Origin of the sequence: Bacillus cereus ATCC 14579 (genome assembly GCF_000007825.1) — a bacterium.
Taxonomy (GTDB): domain Bacteria; phylum Bacillota; class Bacilli; order Bacillales; family Bacillaceae_G; genus Bacillus_A; species Bacillus_A cereus.
Map to the genome: position 1 here is coordinate 512,501 of NC_004722.1, position 22,864 is coordinate 535,364.

A 22,864-nucleotide genomic window follows, 5' to 3' on the forward strand; every position below is an offset into this window, starting at 1 on the left:
CACGTTGAAAAGTGCGGGGATGAGGTGTGGGTAGCGGAGAAATTCCAATCGAACCTGGAGATAGCTGGTTCTCCCCGAAATAGCTTTAGGGCTAGCCTTAAGTGTAAGAGTCTTGGAGGTAGAGCACTGATTGGACTAGGGGTCCTCATCGGATTACCGAATTCAGTCAAACTCCGAATGCCAATGACTTATCCTTAGGAGTCAGACTGCGAGTGATAAGATCCGTAGTCAAAAGGGAAACAGCCCAGACCGCCAGCTAAGGTCCCAAAGTGTGTATTAAGTGGAAAAGGATGTGGAGTTGCTTAGACAACTAGGATGTTGGCTTAGAAGCAGCCACCATTTAAAGAGTGCGTAATAGCTCACTAGTCGAGTGACTCTGCGCCGAAAATGTACCGGGGCTAAATACACCACCGAAGCTGCGGATTGATACCAATGGTATCAGTGGTAGGGGAGCGTTCTAAGGACAGTGAAGTCAGACCGGAAGGACTGGTGGAGTGCTTAGAAGTGAGAATGCCGGTATGAGTAGCGAAAGACGGGTGAGAATCCCGTCCACCGAATGCCTAAGGTTTCCTGAGGAAGGCTCGTCCGCTCAGGGTTAGTCAGGACCTAAGCCGAGGCCGACAGGCGTAGGCGATGGACAACAGGTTGATATTCCTGTACCACCTCTTTATCGTTTGAGCAATGGAGGGACGCAGAAGGATAGAAGAAGCGTGCGATTGGTTGTGCACGTCCAAGCAGTTAGGCTGATAAGTAGGCAAATCCGCTTATCGTAAAGGCTGAGCTGTGATGGGGAAGCTCCTTATGGAGCGAAGTCTTTGATTCCCCGCTGCCAAGAAAAGCTTCTAGCGAGATAAAAGGTGCCTGTACCGCAAACCGACACAGGTAGGCGAGGAGAGAATCCTAAGGTGTGCGAGAGAACTCTGGTTAAGGAACTCGGCAAAATGACCCCGTAACTTCGGGAGAAGGGGTGCTTTCTTAACGGAAAGCCGCAGTGAATAGGCCCAAGCGACTGTTTAGCAAAAACACAGCTCTCTGCGAAGCCGTAAGGCGAAGTATAGGGGGTGACACCTGCCCGGTGCTGGAAGGTTAAGGAGAGGGGTTAGCGTAAGCGAAGCTCTGAACTGAAGCCCCAGTAAACGGCGGCCGTAACTATAACGGTCCTAAGGTAGCGAAATTCCTTGTCGGGTAAGTTCCGACCCGCACGAAAGGTGTAACGATTTGGGCACTGTCTCAACCAGAGACTCGGTGAAATTATAGTACCTGTGAAGATGCAGGTTACCCGCGACAGGACGGAAAGACCCCGTGGAGCTTTACTGTAGCCTGATATTGAATTTTGGTACAGTTTGTACAGGATAGGCGGGAGCCATTGAAACCGGAGCGCTAGCTTCGGTGGAGGCGCTGGTGGGATACCGCCCTGACTGTATTGAAATTCTAACCTACGGGTCTTATCGACCCGGGAGACAGTGTCAGGTGGGCAGTTTGACTGGGGCGGTCGCCTCCTAAAGTGTAACGGAGGCGCCCAAAGGTTCCCTCAGAATGGTTGGAAATCATTCGTAGAGTGCAAAGGCATAAGGGAGCTTGACTGCGAGACCTACAAGTCGAGCAGGGACGAAAGTCGGGCTTAGTGATCCGGTGGTTCCGCATGGAAGGGCCATCGCTCAACGGATAAAAGCTACCCCGGGGATAACAGGCTTATCTCCCCCAAGAGTCCACATCGACGGGGAGGTTTGGCACCTCGATGTCGGCTCATCGCATCCTGGGGCTGTAGTCGGTCCCAAGGGTTGGGCTGTTCGCCCATTAAAGCGGTACGCGAGCTGGGTTCAGAACGTCGTGAGACAGTTCGGTCCCTATCCGTCGTGGGCGTAGGAAATTTGAGAGGAGCTGTCCTTAGTACGAGAGGACCGGGATGGACGCACCGCTGGTGTACCAGTTGTTCTGCCAAGGGCATAGCTGGGTAGCTATGTGCGGAAGGGATAAGTGCTGAAAGCATCTAAGCATGAAGCCCCCCTCAAGATGAGATTTCCCATAGCGTAAGCTAGTAAGATCCCTGAAAGATGATCAGGTTGATAGGTTCGAGGTGGAAGCATGGTGACATGTGGAGCTGACGAATACTAATAGATCGAGGACTTAACCATATAATATGTAGCAATGTTATCTAGTTTTGAGAGAACATAAAAAACTTGTTGACTTTTAAAGTAAATAAGTTATAATAATGATTGTCTCAAAAGAATAATGTCTGGTAATGATGGCAGAGAGGTCACACCCGTTCCCATACCGAACACGGAAGTTAAGCTCTCTAGCGCCGATGGTAGTTGGGACCTTGTCCCTGTGAGAGTAGGACGTTGCCAGGCAATATTATTCCGCAGTAGCTCAGCGGTAGAGCTATCGGCTGTTAACCGATCGGTCGTAGGTTCGATTCCTACCTGCGGAGCCATTGGAGAGCTGTCCGAGTTGGCCGAAGGAGCACGATTGGAAATCGTGTATACGTCACAAGCGTATCAAGGGTTCGAATCCCTTGCTCTCCGCCATAGGATTTATAATATTTGGCCCGTTGGTCAAGTGGTTAAGACACCGCCCTTTCACGGCGGTAACACGGGTTCGAATCCCGTACGGGTCACCACTTTGGAGGATTAGCTCAGCTGGGAGAGCACCTGCCTTACAAGCAGGGGGTCGGCGGTTCGATCCCGTCATCCTCCACCATATAAATTTTATATGAATAGTATTATCGCGGGGTGGAGCAGCACGGTAGCTCGTCGGGCTCATAACCCGAAGGTCGCAGGTTCAAATCCTGTCCCCGCAACCAAATGGTCCCGTGGTGTAGTGGTTAACATGCCTGCCTGTCACGCAGGAGATCGCCGGTTCGACCCCGGTCGGGACCGCCATTTTAATAAGGCTCGGTAGCTCAGTCGGTAGAGCAGAGGACTGAAAATCCTCGTGTCGGCGGTTCGATTCCGTCCCGAGCCACCATTTATTTTAATAAAATACGCCGGCTTAGCTCAATTGGTAGAGCAACTGACTTGTAATCAGTAGGTTGGGGGTTCAAGTCCTCTAGCCGGCACCATGTAAGTTTCGGAGGGGTAGCGAAGTGGCTAAACGCGGCGGACTGTAAATCCGCTCCTTCGGGTTCGGCAGTTCGAATCTGCCCCCCTCCACCATTTACATAGGGGCATAGTTTAAAGGTAGAACTGAGGTCTCCAAAACCTCCAGTGTGGGTTCGATTCCTACTGCCCCTGCCAAATATATTTACACAACATGGCGGTTGTGGCGAAGTGGTTAACGCACCGGATTGTGGCTCCGGCATTCGTGGGTTCGATTCCCATCAGTCGCCCCATTTTTATTTTAAAAATTACAAATAATCTAATGGATACTTACATATAATTAAGTAAGAATTCGATGGGCTATAGCCAAGCGGTAAGGCAACGGACTTTGACTCCGTCATGCGCTGGTTCGAATCCAGCTAGCCCAGCCATTTTTGCGGAAGTAGTTCAGTGGTAGAATACAACCTTGCCAAGGTTGGGGTCGCGGGTTCGAATCCCGTCTTCCGCTCCAATAAAATTTTATATGGCGGCATAGCCAAGTGGTAAGGCAGAGGTCTGCAAAACCTTTATCACCGGTTCAAATCCGGTTGCCGCCTTTTCTTTTGTGCCGATGTGGCGGAATTGGCAGACGCGCACGACTCAAAATCGTGTTCCTTCGGGAGTGTCGGTTCGACCCCGACCATCGGTATCATGAACGGCGTAATAAAAGACTCTACACCAAATGTGTAGAGTCTTTTTATATTTTCATCACACTATAAAATAAGCAAAATGGTGTGTTGATGAAATGGTTATAAATGATTAAGGTAAACTTATTCATTTAGTACATGCGATACAGTTGGGGAAAGCTACAAAACAATAAAGGGATAAATTTTTATCCCTTTATATAATTTCATTATTTTATAGAGAATTTCTCCAACCTGGTGACATGAAGTTAAATCCGACGCCACCAGTAGATATTAGTACATGATCAGCTGTTAATTTCGTAATTTCTAAGAACTTCTTTTCAAACTCTTCTCTGTTGTATTTGTACATAGTTGAGTGGCATGACCACATGTGCGTTGAAGTACTCAACCAGTCTCCTAATTCCTTTAATTCAGGAAACGACTCAAATCGAATTGGTTCATCTAATTTCATGAATCTCACTTGATAGATAGTTGGGTTTAATTTTTCTCCTATTCCTTTAAAAGCATGTGATTTTTTGTCTTTGGAATGTGTCATAATTCACCCTCCATCTTTTCTTCAAATTTTTTCCTATTTTTATTATACAACAATAGAAAATAATTATGGGAATAATATGGAAATATTTATTGGCAATATAAAAAGACTGTATCAGAAATGTTAGAGTCTTTTTGTTAAATTATACTATGTGCTTCTAAAATTCGTAATAAACGTAGGAATTCATGTATAATATAACTTGTCGAAAGAACAAAATGATAGTGATTTATATTATGTCTGTAATATGAATCAAAAATGAACTTTTTATATTTCTTTTAAAAATGTGTTGAACACACATTATATTTCATATTAATATTTTTATGTAGATTTAAAACGGGAAAGAGAGTGGAAAGTATGGGCCGTAAATGGAACAATATTAAAGACAAAAAAGCATCAAAAGATGCAAATACAAGCCGTATATACGCGAAATTTGGGCGTGAAATTTATGTGGCAGCAAAACAAGGCGAGCCAGATCCAGAATCAAACCAAGCACTAAGAGTTGTATTAGAGCGTGCGAAAACATACAATGTTCCAAGAACAATTATTGATCGTGCGGTTGAAAAAGCAAAAGGCGGTTCAGAAGAAAATTATGACGAGCTTCGTTATGAAGGATTCGGACCAAATGGAGCTATGGTTATTGTAGATACACTTACAAATAACGTAAACCGTACTGCAGCAGATGTACGAGCTGCATTTAGCAAAAACAGTGGTAATATGGGTGTGAACGGTTCTGTAGCTTACATGTTTGATGCGACAGCTGTTATCGGCCTTGAAGGTAAAACATCAGATGAAGTTCTTGAAATTTTAATGGAAGCAGATGTAGATGCACGTGACATTCTAGAAGAAGAAGATTCTGTTATCGTGTATGCTGAACCAGATCAATTTCATGCAGTACAATCTGCACTTAAAGGTGCTGGCGTTGAGGAGTTTACAGTTGCAGAATTAACAATGCTTGCACAAAGTGATGTAACACTTCCTGAAGATGCTCAAGCACAATTTGAGAAAATGGTTGATGCATTAGAAGATTTAGAAGATGTTCAACAAGTTTATCACAACGTAGACTTAGGAGAGTAATACGATAGATGACCCTTTTCGCTTAGCGGATAGGGTCTTTTTTATGAAGTTAATTAAGGTGATGAAGTATTAAAGGTATTTTGTTGTAGGTAGGGAATATAATTATAGGGATATATAAAATATTCATTATCTCTAGGAGGCTTAATATGGAACATAAGACACCAAAGCATATCGTTGCTGTAGCAGGTTATTTAACAAATGAAAAAAATGAAGTGTTATTAACAAAAGTGCACTGGCGAGCTGATACGTGGGAGTTGCCAGGAGGACAGGTAGAAGAAGGCGAAGCGCTCGATCAAGCTGTCTGTAGGGAAATAAAAGAGGAAACAGGGTTAACGGTGAAGCCTATCGGAATTACAGGCGTTTATTATAATACTTCTATGCATATTCTAGCTGTCGTTTTTAAAGTAGCATATATAAGTGGTGAAATAAAAATTCAACCTGAAGAAATACAAGAGGCTAAATTTGTTGATTTAAATGAAGAGAACATAGATGAGTATATAACGCGTCCTCATATGAAATCCAGAACGCTTGATGCAATGAGAGCAACACATTTTATTCCGTATGAAACGTGGGAAGTACAGCCGTATAATTTAATAGGAAGATTGTAAAGAAAAGAGTAGCCGATTTGAGATACATTCGAATCACTACTCTTTTTTTGTATACTGTTTAAGAAAAAGGTCAAAATAATAATAGCACTAGTATTGATTTTGGGAACGTTTGTTCTGTATAATAAATCTATATGTTATATACATTTAGATTACTAGATAGTCAAAAGTATATATATTTGTAGATGATATAATTAAAGTGTAAAGTGAAAATATAATAGTCTTAAGGGTTTCTCTTTTATTGGTTATTCGTACTTTAACATAACCTATATTCAATATTTCAGATGAATAGTAGATAAAAAAAGACTGTGATACAATACTTTTTTATCCCACTATTTGCTGGGCAGTAAGCTTGATTAATGAGGACCGATTAAAGTTTCACTTTATACCTTACAATGATGTAAGGTACGTGTAAGAGAAATCGATGGGATATTTTTTTACAACAATGTATTCTTAAAGTAAGAGTTATATGCTGTGTGGAAAAGAGGTGTTCAAGATGAAAGAACGAGTATTATCTAGGGTGAACTATCATCAAAAAGTTGCATTAAATCCAATGACTAAACTTTTTTATAAAGCCATTATATTATTATTATTGTTAAGTTGTACGTTATTATTCATTGGAAATGTAATGATTGAGAAAAGTGATATTAGTAAATTACATGTACCGGCTAAGTTAGAGGTGCCAGAATCATTAACACATGCATTTATTGCGACAGAAGATAAAAGATTTTATCATCATAACGGTTTAGATTATATAGCAATTATTAGGGCCTCTGTTGAGAATATAAAGGCTGGTGGTGTCGTGCAAGGAGGAAGCACAATTACACAGCAGCTATCTAAAAATGCCTTTTTAACGAATGAACGTACATTTTCTCGGAAGTGGAAAGAGATTTTTTATACGAAAAAAATTGAACGCACATTTACGAAGGATGAAATATTAAAATTATATGTAAGTAATATTTATTATGGAGAAGGAGCATGGGGAATTGAAAAAGCAGCAAACCTTTACTTCGGTAAAAAGGTGAACCAATTAACGTTGGCTGAAAGTGCAATGATGGCTGCTGTAGTAAAAGCACCTGCTTATTACTCACCTGCCCAAAATTATGATAAAGCAGTAGAGAGACGTAATGTCGTTTTGAGACTAATGGAGAAAGAAGGCTATATAAGCCATGATGAGTATGTTCAAGCAGTTAGTGAGAAATTGGTAATTCGTCATGATATAAAAATAGAGCAGTCGATGTTAAATAGCGCGCGTAAAAAAGCAGTAAGTTAAGAGAAGTTCCTATAGAGGAGCTTCTTTTTTTGAATAAATTGTGACAAATTGTGACACAATATCGTCACAATTATTGTGTTTTTGTAATTTATGTGAGCGTGTTCATTGCGTGACGTATATAAGTGTTGATATTATGTGTATTGTGTACAATGCTGTATACAGAATATGAATTTAAAGAGGAATGTATATGAAATCAAATAAACTCATGGCTCTTGGTATAGTTTTTTCTATCGCAGTATTGATTGTAATTGGAACAATTGCGTATAGCATCATAAATGACAAAAAAGATAAAGGGAATGAGATGTTTGCTTATTCTACGCAACAATCTTTAGGGAAAGATGATGCTCCAGTTAAGGTAGTTGAATTTGGAGACTTTAAATGTCCTGCTTGTCGTACTTGGGATGTAACAGTATTACCTCGATTAAAAGAAGAGTATATTGATAAAGGCAAAGTGCAGTTATATTTTATTAACTTCCCATTTATCGGAAAAGACTCAGATTTAGGTGCAGCAGCTGGTGAAGCAATTTATAAACAAGATAAAGATTCATTCTGGATTTTCTATGATGAGATTTATCAAAATCAAAAGAAAGATACGGAAGAATGGATTACAGAAGATTTGCTTCTTAGCATTGTGAAAGAGAAACTTCCAAAAGTTGATGTAGAGCAATTTAAGAAAGATTTACACAGTAAAGACATTAAAGAAAAAGTAAGTAAAGATTCAGATCGTGCTCAAAAATTAAAAGTTCAAGGTGCTCCTTCTGTATATGTAAACGGAAATCTTGCAAATCCTGATTTTGATAGTATGAAGAAGGCAATTGATAAAGAATTGAAAAAGTGATGAGATCTCTCATCACTTTTTCGACTTTTTTCGATAAAATTCTTGCCTCTACTTTTTTTACATGCTATACTATTTTACATAAGTTATTCTAATATCTTATATGTAATTCATATTTGCGGGTGTAGTTTAGTGGTAAAACAAGAGCCTTCCAAGCTCTGGTCGAGAGTTCGATTCTCTTCACCCGCTCCAAATTTTATTAAAAGTTTTTCTATAAATTGTGATCAACGCAGTGTTTCGTTTCCGAGATAAACGAGGCATTGCGTTTTTTAATGTTTGAAAAATATAATTACATGCGAAAATAGAAGTAAATGATAGTATTCCAAACGTGAATTACTAACCAATAGAGTGGTTACATAAGGGGTGGATTCATCTGAGGAGGCGATTAAGAGTGGATTTTGAACAATTAAAGCAAGATGTAATTGCGTATAGTAAAACAATTGGCATAGATAAAATAGGCTTTGCGAGCGCTTCTCCTTTTGAGGAATTAAAGCAGCGCTTAATCCAGCAACAACAATTAAATTATCAATCTGGATTTGAAGAGCCTGATATAGAGAAGAGAACGAATCCGCAACTGTTATTACCGGGTGCTAAATCAATTATTGCGATTGCTTTAGCATATCCTTCAAAATTAAAAAATGCACCATTAAGTAAGCGTGGAGAACGCCGTGGGATTTTTTGTCGTGCTTCTTGGGGACAAGATTATCATCTTGTTTTACGAGATCGTTTGCAAAAATTAGAGGCATATTTAATTGAAAAACTTCCCGATATAGAAGTGAAGTCCATGGTTGATACAGGTGAATTAAGTGATCGAGCTGTATCAGAGCGTGCTGGTATTGGATGGAGCGGTAAAAACTGCTCTATTATTACACCTGAATTTGGTTCGTACGTATACTTAGGGGAAATGATTACAAATGTTCCATTCCCGCCAGATAAGCCGATAGAAGATCAATGCGGAGGCTGTACGAAATGTATCGATATTTGCCCTACCGGTGCTTTAATACAGGGGGGACAGTTAGATTCGAAGAAGTGCATTGCGTTTTTAACACAAACGAAAGGATTCCTACCTGAAGAATATCGCGATAAAATAGGAAATCGCATATATGGATGTGATACGTGTCAGACTGTTTGTCCGAAAAACAAAGGAATGGATTTTCATAATCATCCTGAGATGGAGCCGGATCCTGAGCTAGTTAAACCATTATTAACGCCACTTTTAACAATTAGTAATCGTGATTTTAAAGAGAAATATGGGATTATGTCAGGGTCATGGAGAGGGAAAAAACCACTGCAAAGAAATGCGATTTTAGCATTAGCACATTTTAAAGAAGCATCGGCAATTCCAGATTTAATTGGTGTTATGAAAGATGACCCAAGACCGGTACTACGCGGAACGGCAGCATGGGCACTTGGGAAAATTGGCGGAGATGGAGTAGGCGAAGCGATTGAGAAAGCGATGGAACGTGAGAAAGATGAAGAAGTGCTTCATGAAATGAATCGCGGGCTTGAATTGTTAGCACAGAAAAAAGAGTAGATAATATTTCCCTTTTTCATATTGTAATATGGGAGGGAGACAGAATGGTTGTAAAAACGAAGATTGAAAACCAAGTACAACAATTTTTAGCATATATAACGGAGAAAAGAACGAATGTGGATGGTATTGCTGAGGATTTACTACAAATGGCACTGAGAAAGAAACAATTGTTTCAAAGGCGTAGTGCACATATAGTGAAAGCAACTGCGGATGTTTCTTTCATTAGACAATTAAATAGTAATGACCATCAAGAAATTGATTATCAAATACATTTTAAATATTTAATTAAGCATAAAGAATTATTTTATATTGAAGAGGAACAATTAAAACGAAGAGTTTGTTTAAATAATAGTCGAATTATAGGCGATTCTGCTATTGAAGTGTCAGAAGAAATTAGAATGGGTGAGACATTAGAAAGGGATATTACGAAAGAGAAGTACGGTTCTTATCAGTATAATCGTTTAGAGGCAGTGAAATATGCAGAGCGTTGGTGGGATGACCGGAATCCTATGTATCGTAATTTCCCTGATAATTGTACGAATTTCATTTCTCAATGTCTTCATACTGGAGAAGTACCTATGAACGGGTATCCTAATATTCGTAAAGGATGGTGGCAAAGGGAGAATCAGTGGAGTTGGAGCTGGGCTGTTGCACATTCTTTTTATTGGTATTTGTCAGGTGCTACAACAGGACTTCGAGCAGAGGCGGTAGAGAGGCCAGAAGAACTTATTCTTGGAGATGTCATTGCTTATGATTTCGAGGATGACGGAAGATGGAATCATACGACGATTGTAGTAGCAAAAGATGCAGATGGTATGCCGCTTGTAAATGCACATTCAGCGAATAGCCGTCGACGTTATTGGAACTATGAAGACTCTAGTAAATATACACCACAAATGAAATATAAATTCTTTCATATTATTAATGGGTAGAGATTTTTCGCTCAAGTGGTATAATACGTAGTAGACAAAAAACAGAGGTGAATATCGCGTGGGAGTACATGTTGTTTTATATCAGCCAGAAATTCCAGCAAATACAGGGAATATTGCTCGTACTTGTGCAGCAACTGGAACAGAATTACATTTGATTAGACCGCTTGGATTTTCAACGGATGATAAAATGTTAAAGCGTGCAGGATTAGATTATTGGCAGCACGTAAAAATTACGTATTATGATTCAATTGAAGAATTTTATGAAAAAAATAAAGACGGTGAATTCTTCTATTTAACAAAGTATGGCGAGAAAGCTCATACAGCGTTTGACTATAGCAAGCGTGAGAAGGATTACTATTTTGTATTTGGAAGAGAAACAAATGGCTTACCAGCTAATGTAATCGAAGAAAACTTTGATCATTGTTTACGTATTCCAATGACAGATAAAGTACGTTCATTAAATTTATCTAATACAGCAGCAATTTTAATTTATGAAGCGTTCCGTCAACAAAATTACCCTGGATTAGATTTAGAAATCGTTTATTAAAAGTCGCCATATGGCGACTTTTTTTTTATAAAATAAAAATAATATATAATCATACATTTAAAAGAGAGGACATAATCATATAGAATGGGATATATGATTAAAAATAGATAAGACGGGTTGAGATAAATATGAAGGAAGAATATAGTAATCAAAATACCTTTTTAAGTATGATAGATATGGATTTAATTAGACAAGGATTATTACATGCTATTCAAGATTTAGTATTCATATTGAAAGTTATTGATAATGAAACGTTTCAATATATGTATGTGAATAAAATAGGAATGGATTATGCTAGGTTAAGCGAAGAGTGCTATGGAAAAACTTTTGCAGAAGTATTACCAAAAGATATAGCGGGGATATTGCAAAGGCAATATGCAAAAGTAGTGAGAGAAGCGAAAGCACACACCTTTTGTGATGTAGTCAATTTACCAAAAGGTGAGATACATTATGAATCTTCACTTAATCCTGTCTGCGACGAAGAAGGAATATGTCAATTTGTTATTTGCATTACAAGAGATATTACAGCTCAAATTGAGGAGAAGACAAAGATAGAGGAAAAACAAATGTTATTTAAGTCGTTACTGGAATATAATAATGACTCAATTATATCTATAGATTCTATAGGGAGAGTTACATATGCAAATCCGGCAACGTATGAAATATTTGGATACCGGTATGAGGAATTAAATAATAAATTTATTTTTGAATTCATTAATAAAGAATATGAAAAAGATTTTCAAATTATATTTAAGGGATCGATGCAAGGAAAAGCAAAACAAATTGTTTCAAAGAAATATGTTCATAAAGAAGGGTACGAGCTATATATTTCTTTGAGAACTATCCCGATTATTGTGAACGGTGAAATTGTTGGGATTTATATTGTTACGAGAGATGTTACAAGGCAAGTATTAAACGAAATGCGAACAGAATATTTAGCTTACTATGACCAGTTAACGGGATTAATGAATAGAATTTCATGTACAAATAAGTTAAATACTTTTTTAAATGAGAGTGTAAATTTTGCGCTTGTATTTATAGATTTAGATGAGTTTCATCGTATTAATGATACATTTGGTCATAAAGAGGGAGATAAAGTATTACAAAAAGTTACAGAATGTTTAAGCAATCTAAAAATAGAAGGTATGCACTTATTTAGAGAACACGATGATCAATTTGTTATGTTGATAGAAAATATAAAGAAAGAATATGTAGAGGAAGTTGCAAAAAGCATACTGAAAAATATTAGTGAATATTTTGTAATCGAAGAAGAAGATGTATATTTAAGTGCATCAATTGGAATTGTAATGGCTCCAGCAGATGGAGAAGATGAAAAAATACTATTTCAGAGGGTCGATGCTGCTTTAGAAAAAGCAAAAGAAAAAGGAAAAGGACATTATCATTTTTATTGTAGTGGATTAGACTGTGAGCGTGAACAAAGGTTTATAATAGAAAACCAGTTACATCGTGCTATAGAAAAAAATGAATTTTTCTTATATTATCAGCCACAAATTAATATTGAAACGAAAAAAATAGCTAGTATGGAAGCTTTAATAAGGTGGGAGAATAAGGAATTAGGATTTGTTTCTCCAAACCAATTTATTCCGTTGGCAGAAAGAACAGGATTTATTATTAAGCTCGATGAATGGGTAGTAAATCAAGTGTGTCAGCAACTGCGCGAATGGTTAAATAAAGGATATGAAGTGGTCCCAATTGCGGTTAATATTTCAGCTAGACACTTTCGTTCTATTACATTAATAGAGATGATTACACGGGCTTTAAATAAGTACAATGTATCAGCTCATTTATTAGCGATAGAGGTTACAGAAGGAGCTCTTATACATAAAGATATATCAAAGAGAGTGTTACTACAATTAAAAGAACAAAATTTAAAGATTCATTTAGATGATTTTGGAACAGGCTATTCATCTTTAAGTTATTTAAAAACATATCCAATTGATACTTTAAAAATTGATCGTTCTTTTATGGAAGGTATACATATAGATGAACGTGATACGAATATTACAGCTGCAATTATTCATTTAGCTCATACTTTAGAATTGAATATAATTGCAGAAGGAGTAGAAAAAAAGGAGCAAATACAGTTTTTGAAAGAAAAGAATGTGAAGCTTGTACAAGGTTATTATTATAGCCGACCACTATCCAAATATGATATGGAAAATATGTATTATAAATAAAAAAATGATGTGCTAAAAGCACATCATTTTTTATGTGTACCTGGTTTGTCATTGTAACCGGATGTAAAAATAGCTGTAAGAAATGTGAGTGATACACCTAAAATTAATAATAATTTCATACTAATATCCTCCTTACTGTTTTCGGTTTATGAGTTTTATTTATTATCCAAAATGTATGTAAGGTTCTTAGAAGAAAAGAATTTATTTATAATGAATAGCAGTGTAAAAATGTTAATACCTATATTATACAGAATTTTCTTTGAATTTTGGAGAGAATTTTAGCGTGCTATTATATATTTCGTTTTGATTTAAAGAATGTTTAAGGACATCCTAGCATACCTTTTATAATAATCCGATTGAACAAGGAGATGGGGGAGGAGCTATAATGGATATTCTAAAAAAGATTGAACAGCATCGAGCAGCAGAAGAACGTTTACAATGGGAAGGTACGTTTGCGGAGTATTTGGAGCTTGTGAAAGAAAGACCATGGGTGGCTCAAACAGCACACTCTCGCATTTACAATATGATAAAAGACGCTGGAATTGAAGAAGTTGATGGTAGAAGAAAGTATAACTTCTTTAGTAATCAGCTCTTTGGATTAGAGGATGCTCTAGAACGTCTTGTAGAGGAATATTTTCATCCATCTGCAAAACGATTAGATGTTAGAAAAAGAATTTTATTATTAATGGGTCCTGTTAGTGGAGGGAAATCAACGTTAGTTACAATGTTGAAACGAGGATTAGAAACATATTCAAGAACAGATCGCGGAGCAATTTTTGCAATTAAAGGATGCCCAATGCACGAGGATCCACTGCATTTAATTCCACATCATTTACGAGATGATTTCTTTGATGAGTATGGGGTTAGAATTGAAGGGAATTTATCACCACTAAATGTCATGCGTTTAGAGCAAGAATACGGATCAAGAATTGAGGATGTAGTTGTAGAGCGTATTTTCTTCTCTGAAGATCGCCGTACAGGGATTGGTACATTTAGCCCGTCTGATCCAAAATCACAGGATATTGCAGATTTAACAGGTAGTCTGGACTTTTCTACGATTGCAGAATATGGTTCAGAATCAGATCCGCGTGCGTATCGATTTGATGGAGAATTAAATAAGGCAAACCGAGGAATGATGGAGTTCCAAGAGATGTTAAAATGCGATGAGAAGTTTTTATGGCACTTATTATCGCTTACGCAAGAAGGGAATTTCAAAGCGGGAAGATTTGCGCTTATTTCAGCAGATGAATTAATTGTAGCGCATACGAATGAAACAGAGTATCGCTCATTTATAGCAAATAAGAAAAATGAAGCATTGCACTCAAGAATTATTGTAATGCCAGTTCCTTATAATTTACGAGTAAGTGAAGAAGAACATATTTATGAAAAAATGATTCGTGAAAGTGATGTATCGAATGTTCACATTGCACCACACACACTTCGCGTTGCAGCAATGTTCACTATTTTAACTCGTTTAAAAGATCCGAAGCGTCCGGATATTGATTTAATTAAAAAGATGCGTTTGTATGATGGAGAAACGGTAGAAGGTTATAATGCGATTGATGTAGAAGAATTACAACGCGAATATCAAGATGAAGGTATGAAGGGTATTGATCCTCGTTATGTCATTAACCGAATTTCGTCTACAATCATTCGAAAAGAGGTACCATCTATTAACGCGTTAGATGTACTTAGATCTTTAAAAGATGGGCTAGATCAGCATCCATCCATTAGTAATGAAGACCGTGAACGTTACATGAACTTCATCTCATTAGCGAGAAAAGAATACGATGAAATCGCGAAGAAAGAAGTACAAAAAGCGTTTGTTTATTCATATGAAGAATCAGCTAAGACGCTTATGGATAATTACTTAGATAACGTTGAGGCGTACTGCAATAAATCGAAATTACGTGATCCGTTAACAGGAGAAGAAATGAGTCCAGATGAAAAATTAATGCGCTCAATTGAAGAGCAAATTGGAATTTCAGAAAATGCTAAGAAAGCGTTCCGTGAAGAGATTTTAATTCGCATTTCTGCTTATGCCCGTAAAGGAAAACGCTTTGATTATAATTCACATGAACGTCTTCGTGAAGCGATTCAGAAAAAACTATTTGCTGATTTAAAAGATATAGTGAAAATTACAACATCAACGAAAACGCCGGACGAAAATCAGCTTAAGAAAATCAATGATGTTGTTGCGCGTTTAATTGATGAGCATGGCTATAATTCTTCTTCAGCAAACGAATTACTACGCTATGTAGGTAGCTTGTTAAACAGATAGTTTGATAACAAAACGCTGTCTCTTGTATTTTGCGGGACAGCGTTTTATTATCCGTTCATATGTGTATAAAGTGTCATACCTTGTCCAAATGTAATAAATTAAGATGCAATTTCATGAATTTATTGTCAATTATTTTTACAATATGCATATGATAGAGTAACCAACCATTCATACGAAAAAAGCCAACACAATACAATATGTTGCAAAGTAAAAATGTGTGCAACAATGCATTGTGTTTCTTTCTTATCAGTGGCTGAATATTTCTTTCTATTATGTGAGTGGCAAAATTTTGTTTAGGATGCTCGGGGTATTGTATGAAAAACGTTATAAATGTTTATGGGATGATTTTCTGTGGGCAGTTACCTTTCAAACATTCTAGCTTGCACATTACAGAACAAAATTTATAGATTGCTGTTCATACAGGAAGACAATTACAGTAAGGAGGGAAAGGAATGGGCGAAGAAAATCAACCAAATTATACGATTTCACAGGAAAACTGGTCCCTCCATCGCAAAGGATATGACGACCAACAGCGCCATCAAGAAAAAGTACAAGAGGCAATTAAGAATAATTTACCCGATCTTGTAACAGAAGAAAGTATAGTTATGTCTAATGGCAAGGATGTTGTAAAAATACCAATTCGTTCTCTAGATGAATATAAGATTAGATACAATTATGATAAAAATAAACATGTTGGGCAAGGAAACGGTGACAGCAAAGTTGGTGATGTCGTTGCGAGAGATGGATCAGGTGGTCAAAAACAAAAAGGGCCAGGAAAAGGGCAAGGAGCAGGAGATGCAGCTGGGGAAGATTACTATGAAGCTGAAGTCTCTATTTTAGAATTAGAGCAAGCGTTTTTCAGAGAGTTAGAACTGCCTAATTTAAAGAGAAAAGAAATGGATGAAAACCGGATTGAACATGTTGAATTTAATGACATTAGAAAAACAGGATTATGGGGAAATATCGATAAGAAACGAACAATGATATCCGCATATAAACGAAATGCGATGGGTGGTAAAGCATCTTTTCATCCAATTCATCAAGAAGACTTAAAGTTCCGCACTTGGAATGAAGTATTAAAGCCAGATTCAAAAGCTGTTGTATTAGCGATGATGGATACGAGTGGATCGATGGGAATATGGGAGAAATATATGGCACGTAGCTTCTTTTTCTGGATGACAAGATTTTTACGCACAAAGTATGAAACAGTTGATATTGAATTTATTGCTCATCATACAGAAGCGAAAGTCGTTACAGAAGAAGAATTTTTCTCAAAAGGAGAAAGTGGCGGAACAATATGTTCTTCCGTATATAAAAAAGCATTAGAACTTATCGATAATAAATATTCACCTGACCGCTATAATATTTATCCATTCCATTTTTCAGATGGTGATAATTTAACATCAGATAATGCTAGATGTGTAAAACTTGTTGAAGAGCTAATGAAGAAGTGTAATATGTTTGGGTATGGGGAAGTGAATCAGTACAACCGCCACAGTACACTCATGTCAGCCTATAAAAATATTAAAGATGAAAACTTTAGATACTATATTTTAAAGCAAAAAGCAGACGTATTTCATGCGATGAAAAGCTTTTTTAGAGAAGAATCAGGTGAGAAAATGGCATAACCTCTTTTAAAGAGGTTCTTTTTTTGTAAACTTTTTATTTTTTCAGTTGACAATGATAATGAAAATCATTATCATTTATTCGAGAAATGATTACATTTTGAATTATATATTTCGGAGGAGATGTAAAGTTGAAACAAAATAAAAGAAAACGTATAAATGCAATGATTATAGCGGCGGCGTTATCACTTCCGTTTGCTGTGTATTCAACACCTGCTTTAGCGGCAGTAGCAATTGAGGTGAATAAAACTGGACAAGGTTTAGAAGATGGTACATATGACGCTGTTATTAAAGCGTATAAAGATAAAACGAATGAAGAGTCTATGGCAGCTGTTTATATAAAGGATCCGAAATTAACAATTGAGAATGGAAAGAAAATTGTAACAGCAACGTTAAGTGATAGTGATTTCTTTCAATACTTGAAGACAGAGGATATTCACACTCCAGGTGTGTTTCATGATGTGAAAGTAATATCAGAAGACAAAAAGAAAAATGGAACGAAAGTGATTCAGTTTGAAGTAGGGGAATTAGGAAAAAGGTATAATATGCGAATGCATATTTATATTCCAACAATGTCCTATGACAATAAGTACCAAGTACAGTTTGAAGTAAATACATTGAATTTAGAGAACAATGTTCCAGAAAAACAAAAGGAAAATAAAGAGGAGCAACAAGATGAAAACGGAAATGTAATATTAGATAAGCAATTACAAAAATATATTAATAAATATAACTTAAATAGAGATAATGTAGATGCGCCAATCACAAAGAAAGATTTATTACAAATTAAAACTTTATCCATTTATTCAGGTAAAGGAATAAATAAAATAACTGGTTTAGAGTATATGACAAATTTAGAGAAGTTGACGTTACGAAAGTCTAATGTAAAAGACATATCAGCCATCTCGAAGTTGAGAGGTTTGAAGTACGTTGATTTAACGTCTAATTCAATTGAAAGTATTCACCCAATTGAGCAGTTAGAGAATATTAATATGCTTTTTTTAAGAGATAATAAAATTTCTGATCTTACACCATTAAGTAAAATGAAAAAAATTAAAACATTAGATTTAATCGGTAATAACATTAAAGATATCCAGCCATTATTTACATTATCAACTATGAAACAATTATACTTAGCAAATAATCAAATCAGTGATCTTACGGGAATTGATCGATTAAATAATGTGGAACTATTATGGATAGGGAACAATAAAATTAATAATGTTGAATCTATTAGTAAAATGAGTAATCTTATTGAACTAGAAATTTCTGATAGTGAAATAAAAGATATATCACCATTATCTCAATTAGGAAATTTACAAGTGCTGAATTTAGAAGAGAATTATATCTCTGATATATCGCCGTTGAGCACTTTAACAAATTTACATGAGATAAATCTTGGAGCTAATGAAATTTTTGACGTAAGGCCTGTTGAGGAATTAGGTAAGCGAATTTCAATTGACATTCAAAGACAAAAAATCTTTTTAAATGAAGCAAGTGTAGATGAAGAAATAAAAATCCCAGTATACAACCTTAAAGGAGAGCCACTTCAAAATATTAATCTACAAAGTGAGGGGGCTACTCTGAATAACGGATTTATAAAATGGAATAGTCCTGGAGAAAAAATATATGAATTTAAACTAGATACTAATTCTACTGAAAGTAAAATAAGATTTAATGGCACGGTTATACAGAATATAGTTGAAAAACAAAAAGAAAGTCAAAATGTAATTCTCGATAAAACTTTACAACAACATATTAATAAAGAGAATTTAGGTAGAGAGAATGTAAACGCTCCTATCACAAAAGAAGATTTATTACAGATTAAAAAATTAGAGATACTTAAAGAAAAAGGAAATGAGATAAAAGATATAACAGGTTTAGAATACATGACGAATTTAGAAAAACTTACTTTAGAAGGAGTAGGCCTGAAAAATATTGAGTTCATCTCAAACTTGAAACAATTGAATAATGTGAATGTATCTCATAATCAAATTGAAGATATAACACCACTATCTTCATTGGAAAATTTACAGTGGTTAAATCTTGCGAACAATCATATTAAAGATGTAACGGTTATTGGTTCCATGCTAAACTTATTTAGCTTAAATCTAGCTGGAAATGAGATTCGTGATGTAAGGCCGTTAATACAATTAGGTCAGTGGTTTACAATTGATGTTGGAAGACAAAATATCATTTTAAATGATGCAAAAATAAACGAAGAAATTCAAATTCCTGTATATGATTTAGAAGGAGAAAGTATTGAAAATATTCAATTGGTAAGTGAGGGAGGGACGTTTAATAACGGAGTAATAAAATGGAGTACCCCAGGTGAAAAGGTGTATAAATTTGATTTAGATTCTGATGAAATTAGCATAAGGTTTAACGGAACAGTTATACAGAATATAGTGGAAAAAGAAGAAGAAAAAGAGCCGGTAAAAGAAATTGAAGAAACAAAAGAAGAAGAAAAAGAGCCGGTAAAAGAAATTGAAGAAACAAAAGAAGAAGTGAAAGAGCCGGTAAAAGAAGTTGAAGAAACAAAAGAAGAAGTGAAAGAACCAACAAAAGAAGTTGAAGAAGCGAAAGAAGAAGTAAAAGAGCCAACAAAAGAAGTTGAAGAAACAAAAGAAGAAGTGAAAGAACCGGTAAAAGAAGTTGAAGAAGCGAAAGAAGAAGTAAAAGAGCCAACAAAAGAAGTTGAAGGGGTAAAAGAAGAAGAAAAAGAACCAACGAAAGAAGTTGAAGAAACAAAAGAAGAAGAAAAAGAACCGGTAAAAGAAGTTGAAGAAACAAAAGAAGAAGAAAAAGAACCGGTAAAAGAAGTTGAAGAAACAAAAGAAGAAGTGAAAGAACCGGTAAAAGAAGTAAAAGAGGAAGTAAAAGAGCCAACGAAAGAAGTTGAAGAAGCGAAAGAGGAAGTGGACGAGCCAACAACAGGAGTTGAAGGATCGAAAGCGGAGGTAAAAGAAACAGGAAAAAAAATTGAAGGTTCAAAAGACGCGGTAAATCAATCAGCAGTAGTCCAAGAACAAAACGTGAATAATCAAGTTGTGAAAGAAAATAAACCAGCTGTTAATAAGCAAGAAGAAAGTAAGAAATCATTAGGAGCAACAGGTGGACAAGAGAATACATCAACATTACTTTCAGGCATAGCGTTAGTTCTTTCAGCACTGAGTATGTTTGTATTTAGAAAGAGATTATTTAAGAAATAAAAAACGTTTTATCTTATTATAACGTAAGATGATTATATGAGTTTTTGAGAAGACATTATCATGGCGATTTCATTTTGAAATATGCTTATGGTGATGTCTTTTTTAGAAGGATATAAATGGAAAAGGTGTGAATATATTAGTGAAGGAGGAGAGGTTATGTATGTCAGTTCTATTTTGAAAATTGAAGAGGTGGCAGCATTTATTGCGAATATGAATAAAGATGCTACTCATCATGTTGGCTATTGTGGAGATGAGAAAGAGGAGTTGTTACAGACAATTATTCATGATTTTTCAGATATAGGCTGGGAACAATCTTTTGTTGCTACTTATGAGAATAATAATTTAATAGGTTTATTAGGATTTGATGTGGATGAAGTAAAGAAATGTGCAGAGATATGGGGGCCGTTTATTATCGCAGAGAATTGGGAAGAAGTTGCTTTACATATGTGGAAGTAAATCCAGAGTTTCAAGAAGCGAATATCGAATTTATTGCAACCGCTGAAAATAGTAGAAGAAAAGGTGTCGGAGAGCGGTTATTACAAAAGGCAATTCAGTATATTATTTCCTTCCAAGGAATGAAGGAGATAGAATTATGTTTGAATACGAATAATGATCGTGCGATGAAATTGTACAAGAAAGTAGGATTTGAGGAGAAGGCATGTTTACAACACTATATAATAGAGTGAAAACCCATTCGTATGAAAATTATATTTCATACGAATGGGTTTTATTAATCTACTTTTCCCTCAGTTGTTACGGATTCAGAAGTAATTTGAGGTGCTAATCGTTACATAACCTTTTTTATTTTTTGAGATACTTCTTTTGTTTGCAAATTAACATCTTCTTTTCGCAGCTCCTTAAAGAGCGAAATGACCATAAGAACGACTACGATAGAAAATGGTAGTGCTGCGATGATAGCTGCGATTTGTAGTGCATTTAATCCTCCAGCTTGTAATAAAATAGCGGCAATTATCGCGATTGTTAATCCCCATATAAGTTTTAAACTATTTTTCGGTGATAAGCTTCCGTTACTCGTTTGCATTGAAACAACAAATGTTGCTGAATCGGCAGAAGTAACGAAAAATGTGGCTACTAAAATTAACCCGATAATCGTTAAAAAGGTAGAAAATGGTAGATGTGAAATAACAGCAAATAATCCAATCTCTGTACCATTTTTTGCAATTTCATCAGCTATTCCAAGCGATTGGAACATTTCCATATGAATTGCGGTACCACCAAATACTGCAAACCAAAATGTACAGATAAGAGTTGGGACTAATACAACTCCAAAAATAAATTCTTTTATTGTGCGTCCTTTAGAAATACGTGCGATAAATGTGCCGACGAATGGAGACCAAGAGATCCACCATCCCCAATAGAAAATAGTCCAGTTTTCAATCCAAGAAGAAGATTTTTCACTAAATGCTCCTAAATTTAATCCCATACTAGGTAAAGCGCCGATATAAGAACCGAGTGTAGATGTGAAATATTTCATAATAAATACAGTTGGTCCTAAAAGTAAGAAAGAGATGAGTAAAATACCTGCAAGAGAGAAATTCAAGTTACTCAAATATTTAATCCCACGATCTAAGCCAGTTTGTGCACTTGTTAAATATAAAACAGCGAAGATAGCTATAAGTACGAGCTGAGTAAGTAAAGTGTTATGAATGGAAGGGAATAAATAGCTTAATCCTCCAGCAATTTGTTGAGCACCAATCCCAACAGATGGTACAATGCCAAACACTGTGGCTAAAACAGCTAAAATATCAACTGTTTTTCCGATACGGGAATTTTTCGATCGATTAAATAATGGAGTAACTGTAGCCCCGATAGTGCTACCTTTTTGTTTGCGGAATGTGAAATATGCAATTGTTAAAGCGACCATTGCGTATAGTGACCACGGAAAGAGTCCCCAGTGGAAAAATGAATATTGCATAGCGAGTTTGGCGCTTTCTTCTGTACCTGCTTTTCCTGTTAACGGATCTGTAAAATGTGAAATCGGTTCAGCGATTCCATAAAAGAGGAGTCCAATTCCCATTCCTGCCCCAAACAACATGGATAGCCAAGATGGATAATTATATTTTGGCTTTTCTCCATCTTTACCGAGACGAATAGAACCGTACTTGGAAAATGCTAAATAAGCAGCCAAAATAATCATTGTAGTCATAAGTAGAGAGTAAAACCATCCAAATTTATTGAGGATAAATGAGTTTAAAGAAGATGTAACACTTTGTAAATCGTAGTCTTGTATCCAACTTGCTGGGGTAATTCCCCATATAATGAATAATGTTGTTAGCAAGAAGGAGATATAAAATACACTGTTTTCTTTTTTTATCATAGAATCCCACCCTTATTTAATAAAGTTAACAATTATAATAATCATAACAATTAAGTTTTTAATTGTCAAAAAATTCCCTTTTTATAATGTGAAAGGATGCAATTTGTTTTAGGGAGGTAAAGAGCAATGCGTTCACGATATGTACAAATTATAGGAA

Annotated in this window: 13 protein-coding genes, 16 tRNA genes, 2 rRNA genes and 1 pseudogene (1 of these 32 only partly in view); 30 read left to right on the plus strand and 2 right to left on the minus strand. The window is 36.1% G+C overall.

The features are described 5' to 3' along the window. From BC_RS02630 to BC_RS02710, 17 genes are all read left to right on the plus strand, one after another. A 23S ribosomal RNA gene (locus BC_RS02630) occupies positions 1–2,135 on the plus strand; it begins 787 nt to the left of the window's first position. Between the two features lie 100 nt (positions 2,136–2,235). After that, a 5S ribosomal RNA gene (gene rrf / locus BC_RS02635) occupies positions 2,236–2,351 on the plus strand. A gap of 8 nt (positions 2,352–2,359) precedes the next feature. After that, positions 2,360–2,434 (plus strand) — tRNA-Asn (locus BC_RS02640). Positions 2,435–2,436: 2 nt separating this feature from the next. Further along, positions 2,437–2,528 (plus strand) — tRNA-Ser (locus BC_RS02645). A gap of 17 nt (positions 2,529–2,545) precedes the next feature. Further along, positions 2,546–2,620: transfer RNA gene (locus BC_RS02650), tRNA-Glu, on the plus strand. 4 nt (positions 2,621–2,624) lie between these two features. After that, positions 2,625–2,700, plus strand: a tRNA-Val gene (locus BC_RS02655). Positions 2,701–2,726: 26 nt separating this feature from the next. Next, positions 2,727–2,803 (plus strand) — tRNA-Met (locus BC_RS02660). A gap of 3 nt (positions 2,804–2,806) precedes the next feature. Beyond that, positions 2,807–2,882: transfer RNA gene (locus BC_RS02665), tRNA-Asp, on the plus strand. 9 nt (positions 2,883–2,891) lie between these two features. Beyond that, positions 2,892–2,967: transfer RNA gene (locus BC_RS02670), tRNA-Phe, on the plus strand. A gap of 18 nt (positions 2,968–2,985) precedes the next feature. Continuing rightward, a tRNA-Thr gene (locus tag BC_RS02675) sits at positions 2,986–3,061 on the plus strand. 10 nt (positions 3,062–3,071) lie between these two features. Further along, a tRNA-Tyr gene (locus tag BC_RS02680) sits at positions 3,072–3,155 on the plus strand. A 7-nt stretch (positions 3,156–3,162) separates the two neighbouring features. After that, positions 3,163–3,236: transfer RNA gene (locus BC_RS02685), tRNA-Trp, on the plus strand. 19 nt (positions 3,237–3,255) lie between these two features. Further along, positions 3,256–3,331 (plus strand) — tRNA-His (locus tag BC_RS02690). Between the two features lie 63 nt (positions 3,332–3,394). After that, positions 3,395–3,469: transfer RNA gene (locus BC_RS02695), tRNA-Gln, on the plus strand. A 5-nt stretch (positions 3,470–3,474) separates the two neighbouring features. Further along, a tRNA-Gly gene (locus tag BC_RS02700) sits at positions 3,475–3,549 on the plus strand. A gap of 14 nt (positions 3,550–3,563) precedes the next feature. Then, positions 3,564–3,634, plus strand: a tRNA-Cys gene (locus tag BC_RS02705). Positions 3,635–3,644: 10 nt separating this feature from the next. Then, positions 3,645–3,726: transfer RNA gene (locus tag BC_RS02710), tRNA-Leu, on the plus strand. Between the two features lie 209 nt (positions 3,727–3,935). Here the strand turns inward: BC_RS02710 and BC_RS02715 are convergent. After that, positions 3,936–4,256, minus strand: a complete 321-nt coding sequence (locus BC_RS02715) for a DUF3884 family protein (protein ID WP_000149743.1) — start codon at positions 4,254–4,256, stop codon at positions 3,936–3,938. 351 nt (positions 4,257–4,607) lie between these two features. Between BC_RS02715 and BC_RS02720 the strand changes: the two genes are divergently transcribed. From BC_RS02720 to BC_RS02780, 13 genes and pseudogenes are all read left to right on the plus strand, one after another. Then, complete coding sequence (locus tag BC_RS02720) at positions 4,608–5,327, plus strand: YebC/PmpR family DNA-binding transcriptional regulator (RefSeq protein WP_000532952.1); 720 nt, start codon at positions 4,608–4,610, stop codon at positions 5,325–5,327. Between the two features lie 146 nt (positions 5,328–5,473). Continuing rightward, the gene (locus BC_RS02725) at positions 5,474–5,935 is read left to right on the plus strand and encodes an NUDIX hydrolase (protein WP_000400455.1); all 462 of its coding nucleotides are present in this window, start codon (positions 5,474–5,476) and stop codon (positions 5,933–5,935) included. A 493-nt stretch (positions 5,936–6,428) separates the two neighbouring features. Next, entirely contained in the window at positions 6,429–7,205 is a 777-nt protein-coding gene (locus BC_RS02730) for a transglycosylase domain-containing protein (RefSeq protein ID WP_000664715.1), read from the plus strand. Positions 7,206–7,392: 187 nt separating this feature from the next. Continuing rightward, entirely contained in the window at positions 7,393–8,043 is a 651-nt protein-coding gene (locus tag BC_RS02735) for a DsbA family protein (protein ID WP_000841307.1), read from the plus strand. A 115-nt stretch (positions 8,044–8,158) separates the two neighbouring features. After that, positions 8,159–8,232: transfer RNA gene (locus tag BC_RS02740), tRNA-Gly, on the plus strand. Between the two features lie 199 nt (positions 8,233–8,431). Beyond that, on the plus strand, positions 8,432–9,574 hold the full coding sequence (gene queG / locus BC_RS02745; RefSeq protein ID WP_000345215.1) for a tRNA epoxyqueuosine(34) reductase QueG: 1,143 nt from the start codon (positions 8,432–8,434) through the stop codon (positions 9,572–9,574). A 44-nt stretch (positions 9,575–9,618) separates the two neighbouring features. Then, positions 9,619–10,506, plus strand: a complete 888-nt coding sequence (locus BC_RS02750; RefSeq protein WP_000260591.1) for an amidase domain-containing protein — start codon at positions 9,619–9,621, stop codon at positions 10,504–10,506. Positions 10,507–10,564: 58 nt separating this feature from the next. Further along, positions 10,565–11,053 carry a tRNA (uridine(34)/cytosine(34)/5-carboxymethylaminomethyluridine(34)-2'-O)-methyltransferase TrmL gene (gene trmL, locus BC_RS02755; protein WP_000538147.1) on the plus strand — a complete coding sequence of 163 codons (489 nt, stop codon included), beginning with the start codon at positions 10,565–10,567 and terminating at the stop codon, positions 11,051–11,053. A 128-nt stretch (positions 11,054–11,181) separates the two neighbouring features. Continuing rightward, positions 11,182–13,251, plus strand: a complete 2,070-nt coding sequence (locus tag BC_RS02760) for a sensor domain-containing protein (RefSeq protein WP_000657172.1) — start codon at positions 11,182–11,184, stop codon at positions 13,249–13,251. A 385-nt stretch (positions 13,252–13,636) separates the two neighbouring features. Then, positions 13,637–15,532 (plus strand): PrkA family serine protein kinase, encoded by a 1,896-nt coding sequence (locus BC_RS02765; protein WP_000353273.1) that lies wholly within the window; start codon positions 13,637–13,639, stop codon positions 15,530–15,532. A 452-nt stretch (positions 15,533–15,984) separates the two neighbouring features. Next, positions 15,985–17,160, plus strand: coding sequence for a sporulation protein YhbH (yhbH, locus tag BC_RS02770; RefSeq protein ID WP_000503517.1), 1,176 nt, complete (start codon positions 15,985–15,987; stop codon positions 17,158–17,160). Positions 17,161–17,288: 128 nt separating this feature from the next. After that, complete coding sequence (locus tag BC_RS02775) at positions 17,289–20,369, plus strand: leucine-rich repeat domain-containing protein (protein ID WP_000812460.1); 3,081 nt, start codon at positions 17,289–17,291, stop codon at positions 20,367–20,369. A 156-nt stretch (positions 20,370–20,525) separates the two neighbouring features. Further along, positions 20,526–21,055: pseudogene (locus tag BC_RS02780) on the plus strand (GNAT family N-acetyltransferase). Between the two features lie 101 nt (positions 21,056–21,156). Here the strand turns inward: BC_RS02780 and opuD are convergent. Then, positions 21,157–22,707, minus strand: a complete 1,551-nt coding sequence (gene opuD, locus BC_RS02785) for a glycine betaine transporter OpuD (protein ID WP_000591565.1) — start codon at positions 22,705–22,707, stop codon at positions 21,157–21,159. Between the last annotated feature and the right edge of the window lie 157 nt (positions 22,708–22,864).

Coding starts and splice junctions, on each gene's coding strand:
- BC_RS02715 (WP_000149743.1), bottom strand. CDS start 4,256: ATGACACATTCCAAAGACAAAAAATCACATGCTTTTAAAGGAATAGGA.
- BC_RS02720 (WP_000532952.1), top strand. CDS start 4,608: ATGGGCCGTAAATGGAACAATATTAAAGACAAAAAAGCATCAAAAGAT.
- BC_RS02725 (WP_000400455.1), top strand. CDS start 5,474: ATGGAACATAAGACACCAAAGCATATCGTTGCTGTAGCAGGTTATTTA.
- BC_RS02730 (WP_000664715.1), top strand. CDS start 6,429: ATGAAAGAACGAGTATTATCTAGGGTGAACTATCATCAAAAAGTTGCA.
- BC_RS02735 (WP_000841307.1), top strand. CDS start 7,393: ATGAAATCAAATAAACTCATGGCTCTTGGTATAGTTTTTTCTATCGCA.
- BC_RS02750 (WP_000260591.1), top strand. CDS start 9,619: ATGGTTGTAAAAACGAAGATTGAAAACCAAGTACAACAATTTTTAGCA.
- BC_RS02760 (WP_000657172.1), top strand. CDS start 11,182: ATGAAGGAAGAATATAGTAATCAAAATACCTTTTTAAGTATGATAGAT.
- BC_RS02765 (WP_000353273.1), top strand. CDS start 13,637: ATGGATATTCTAAAAAAGATTGAACAGCATCGAGCAGCAGAAGAACGT.
- yhbH (WP_000503517.1), top strand. CDS start 15,985: ATGGGCGAAGAAAATCAACCAAATTATACGATTTCACAGGAAAACTGG.
- opuD (WP_000591565.1), bottom strand. CDS start 22,707: ATGATAAAAAAAGAAAACAGTGTATTTTATATCTCCTTCTTGCTAACA.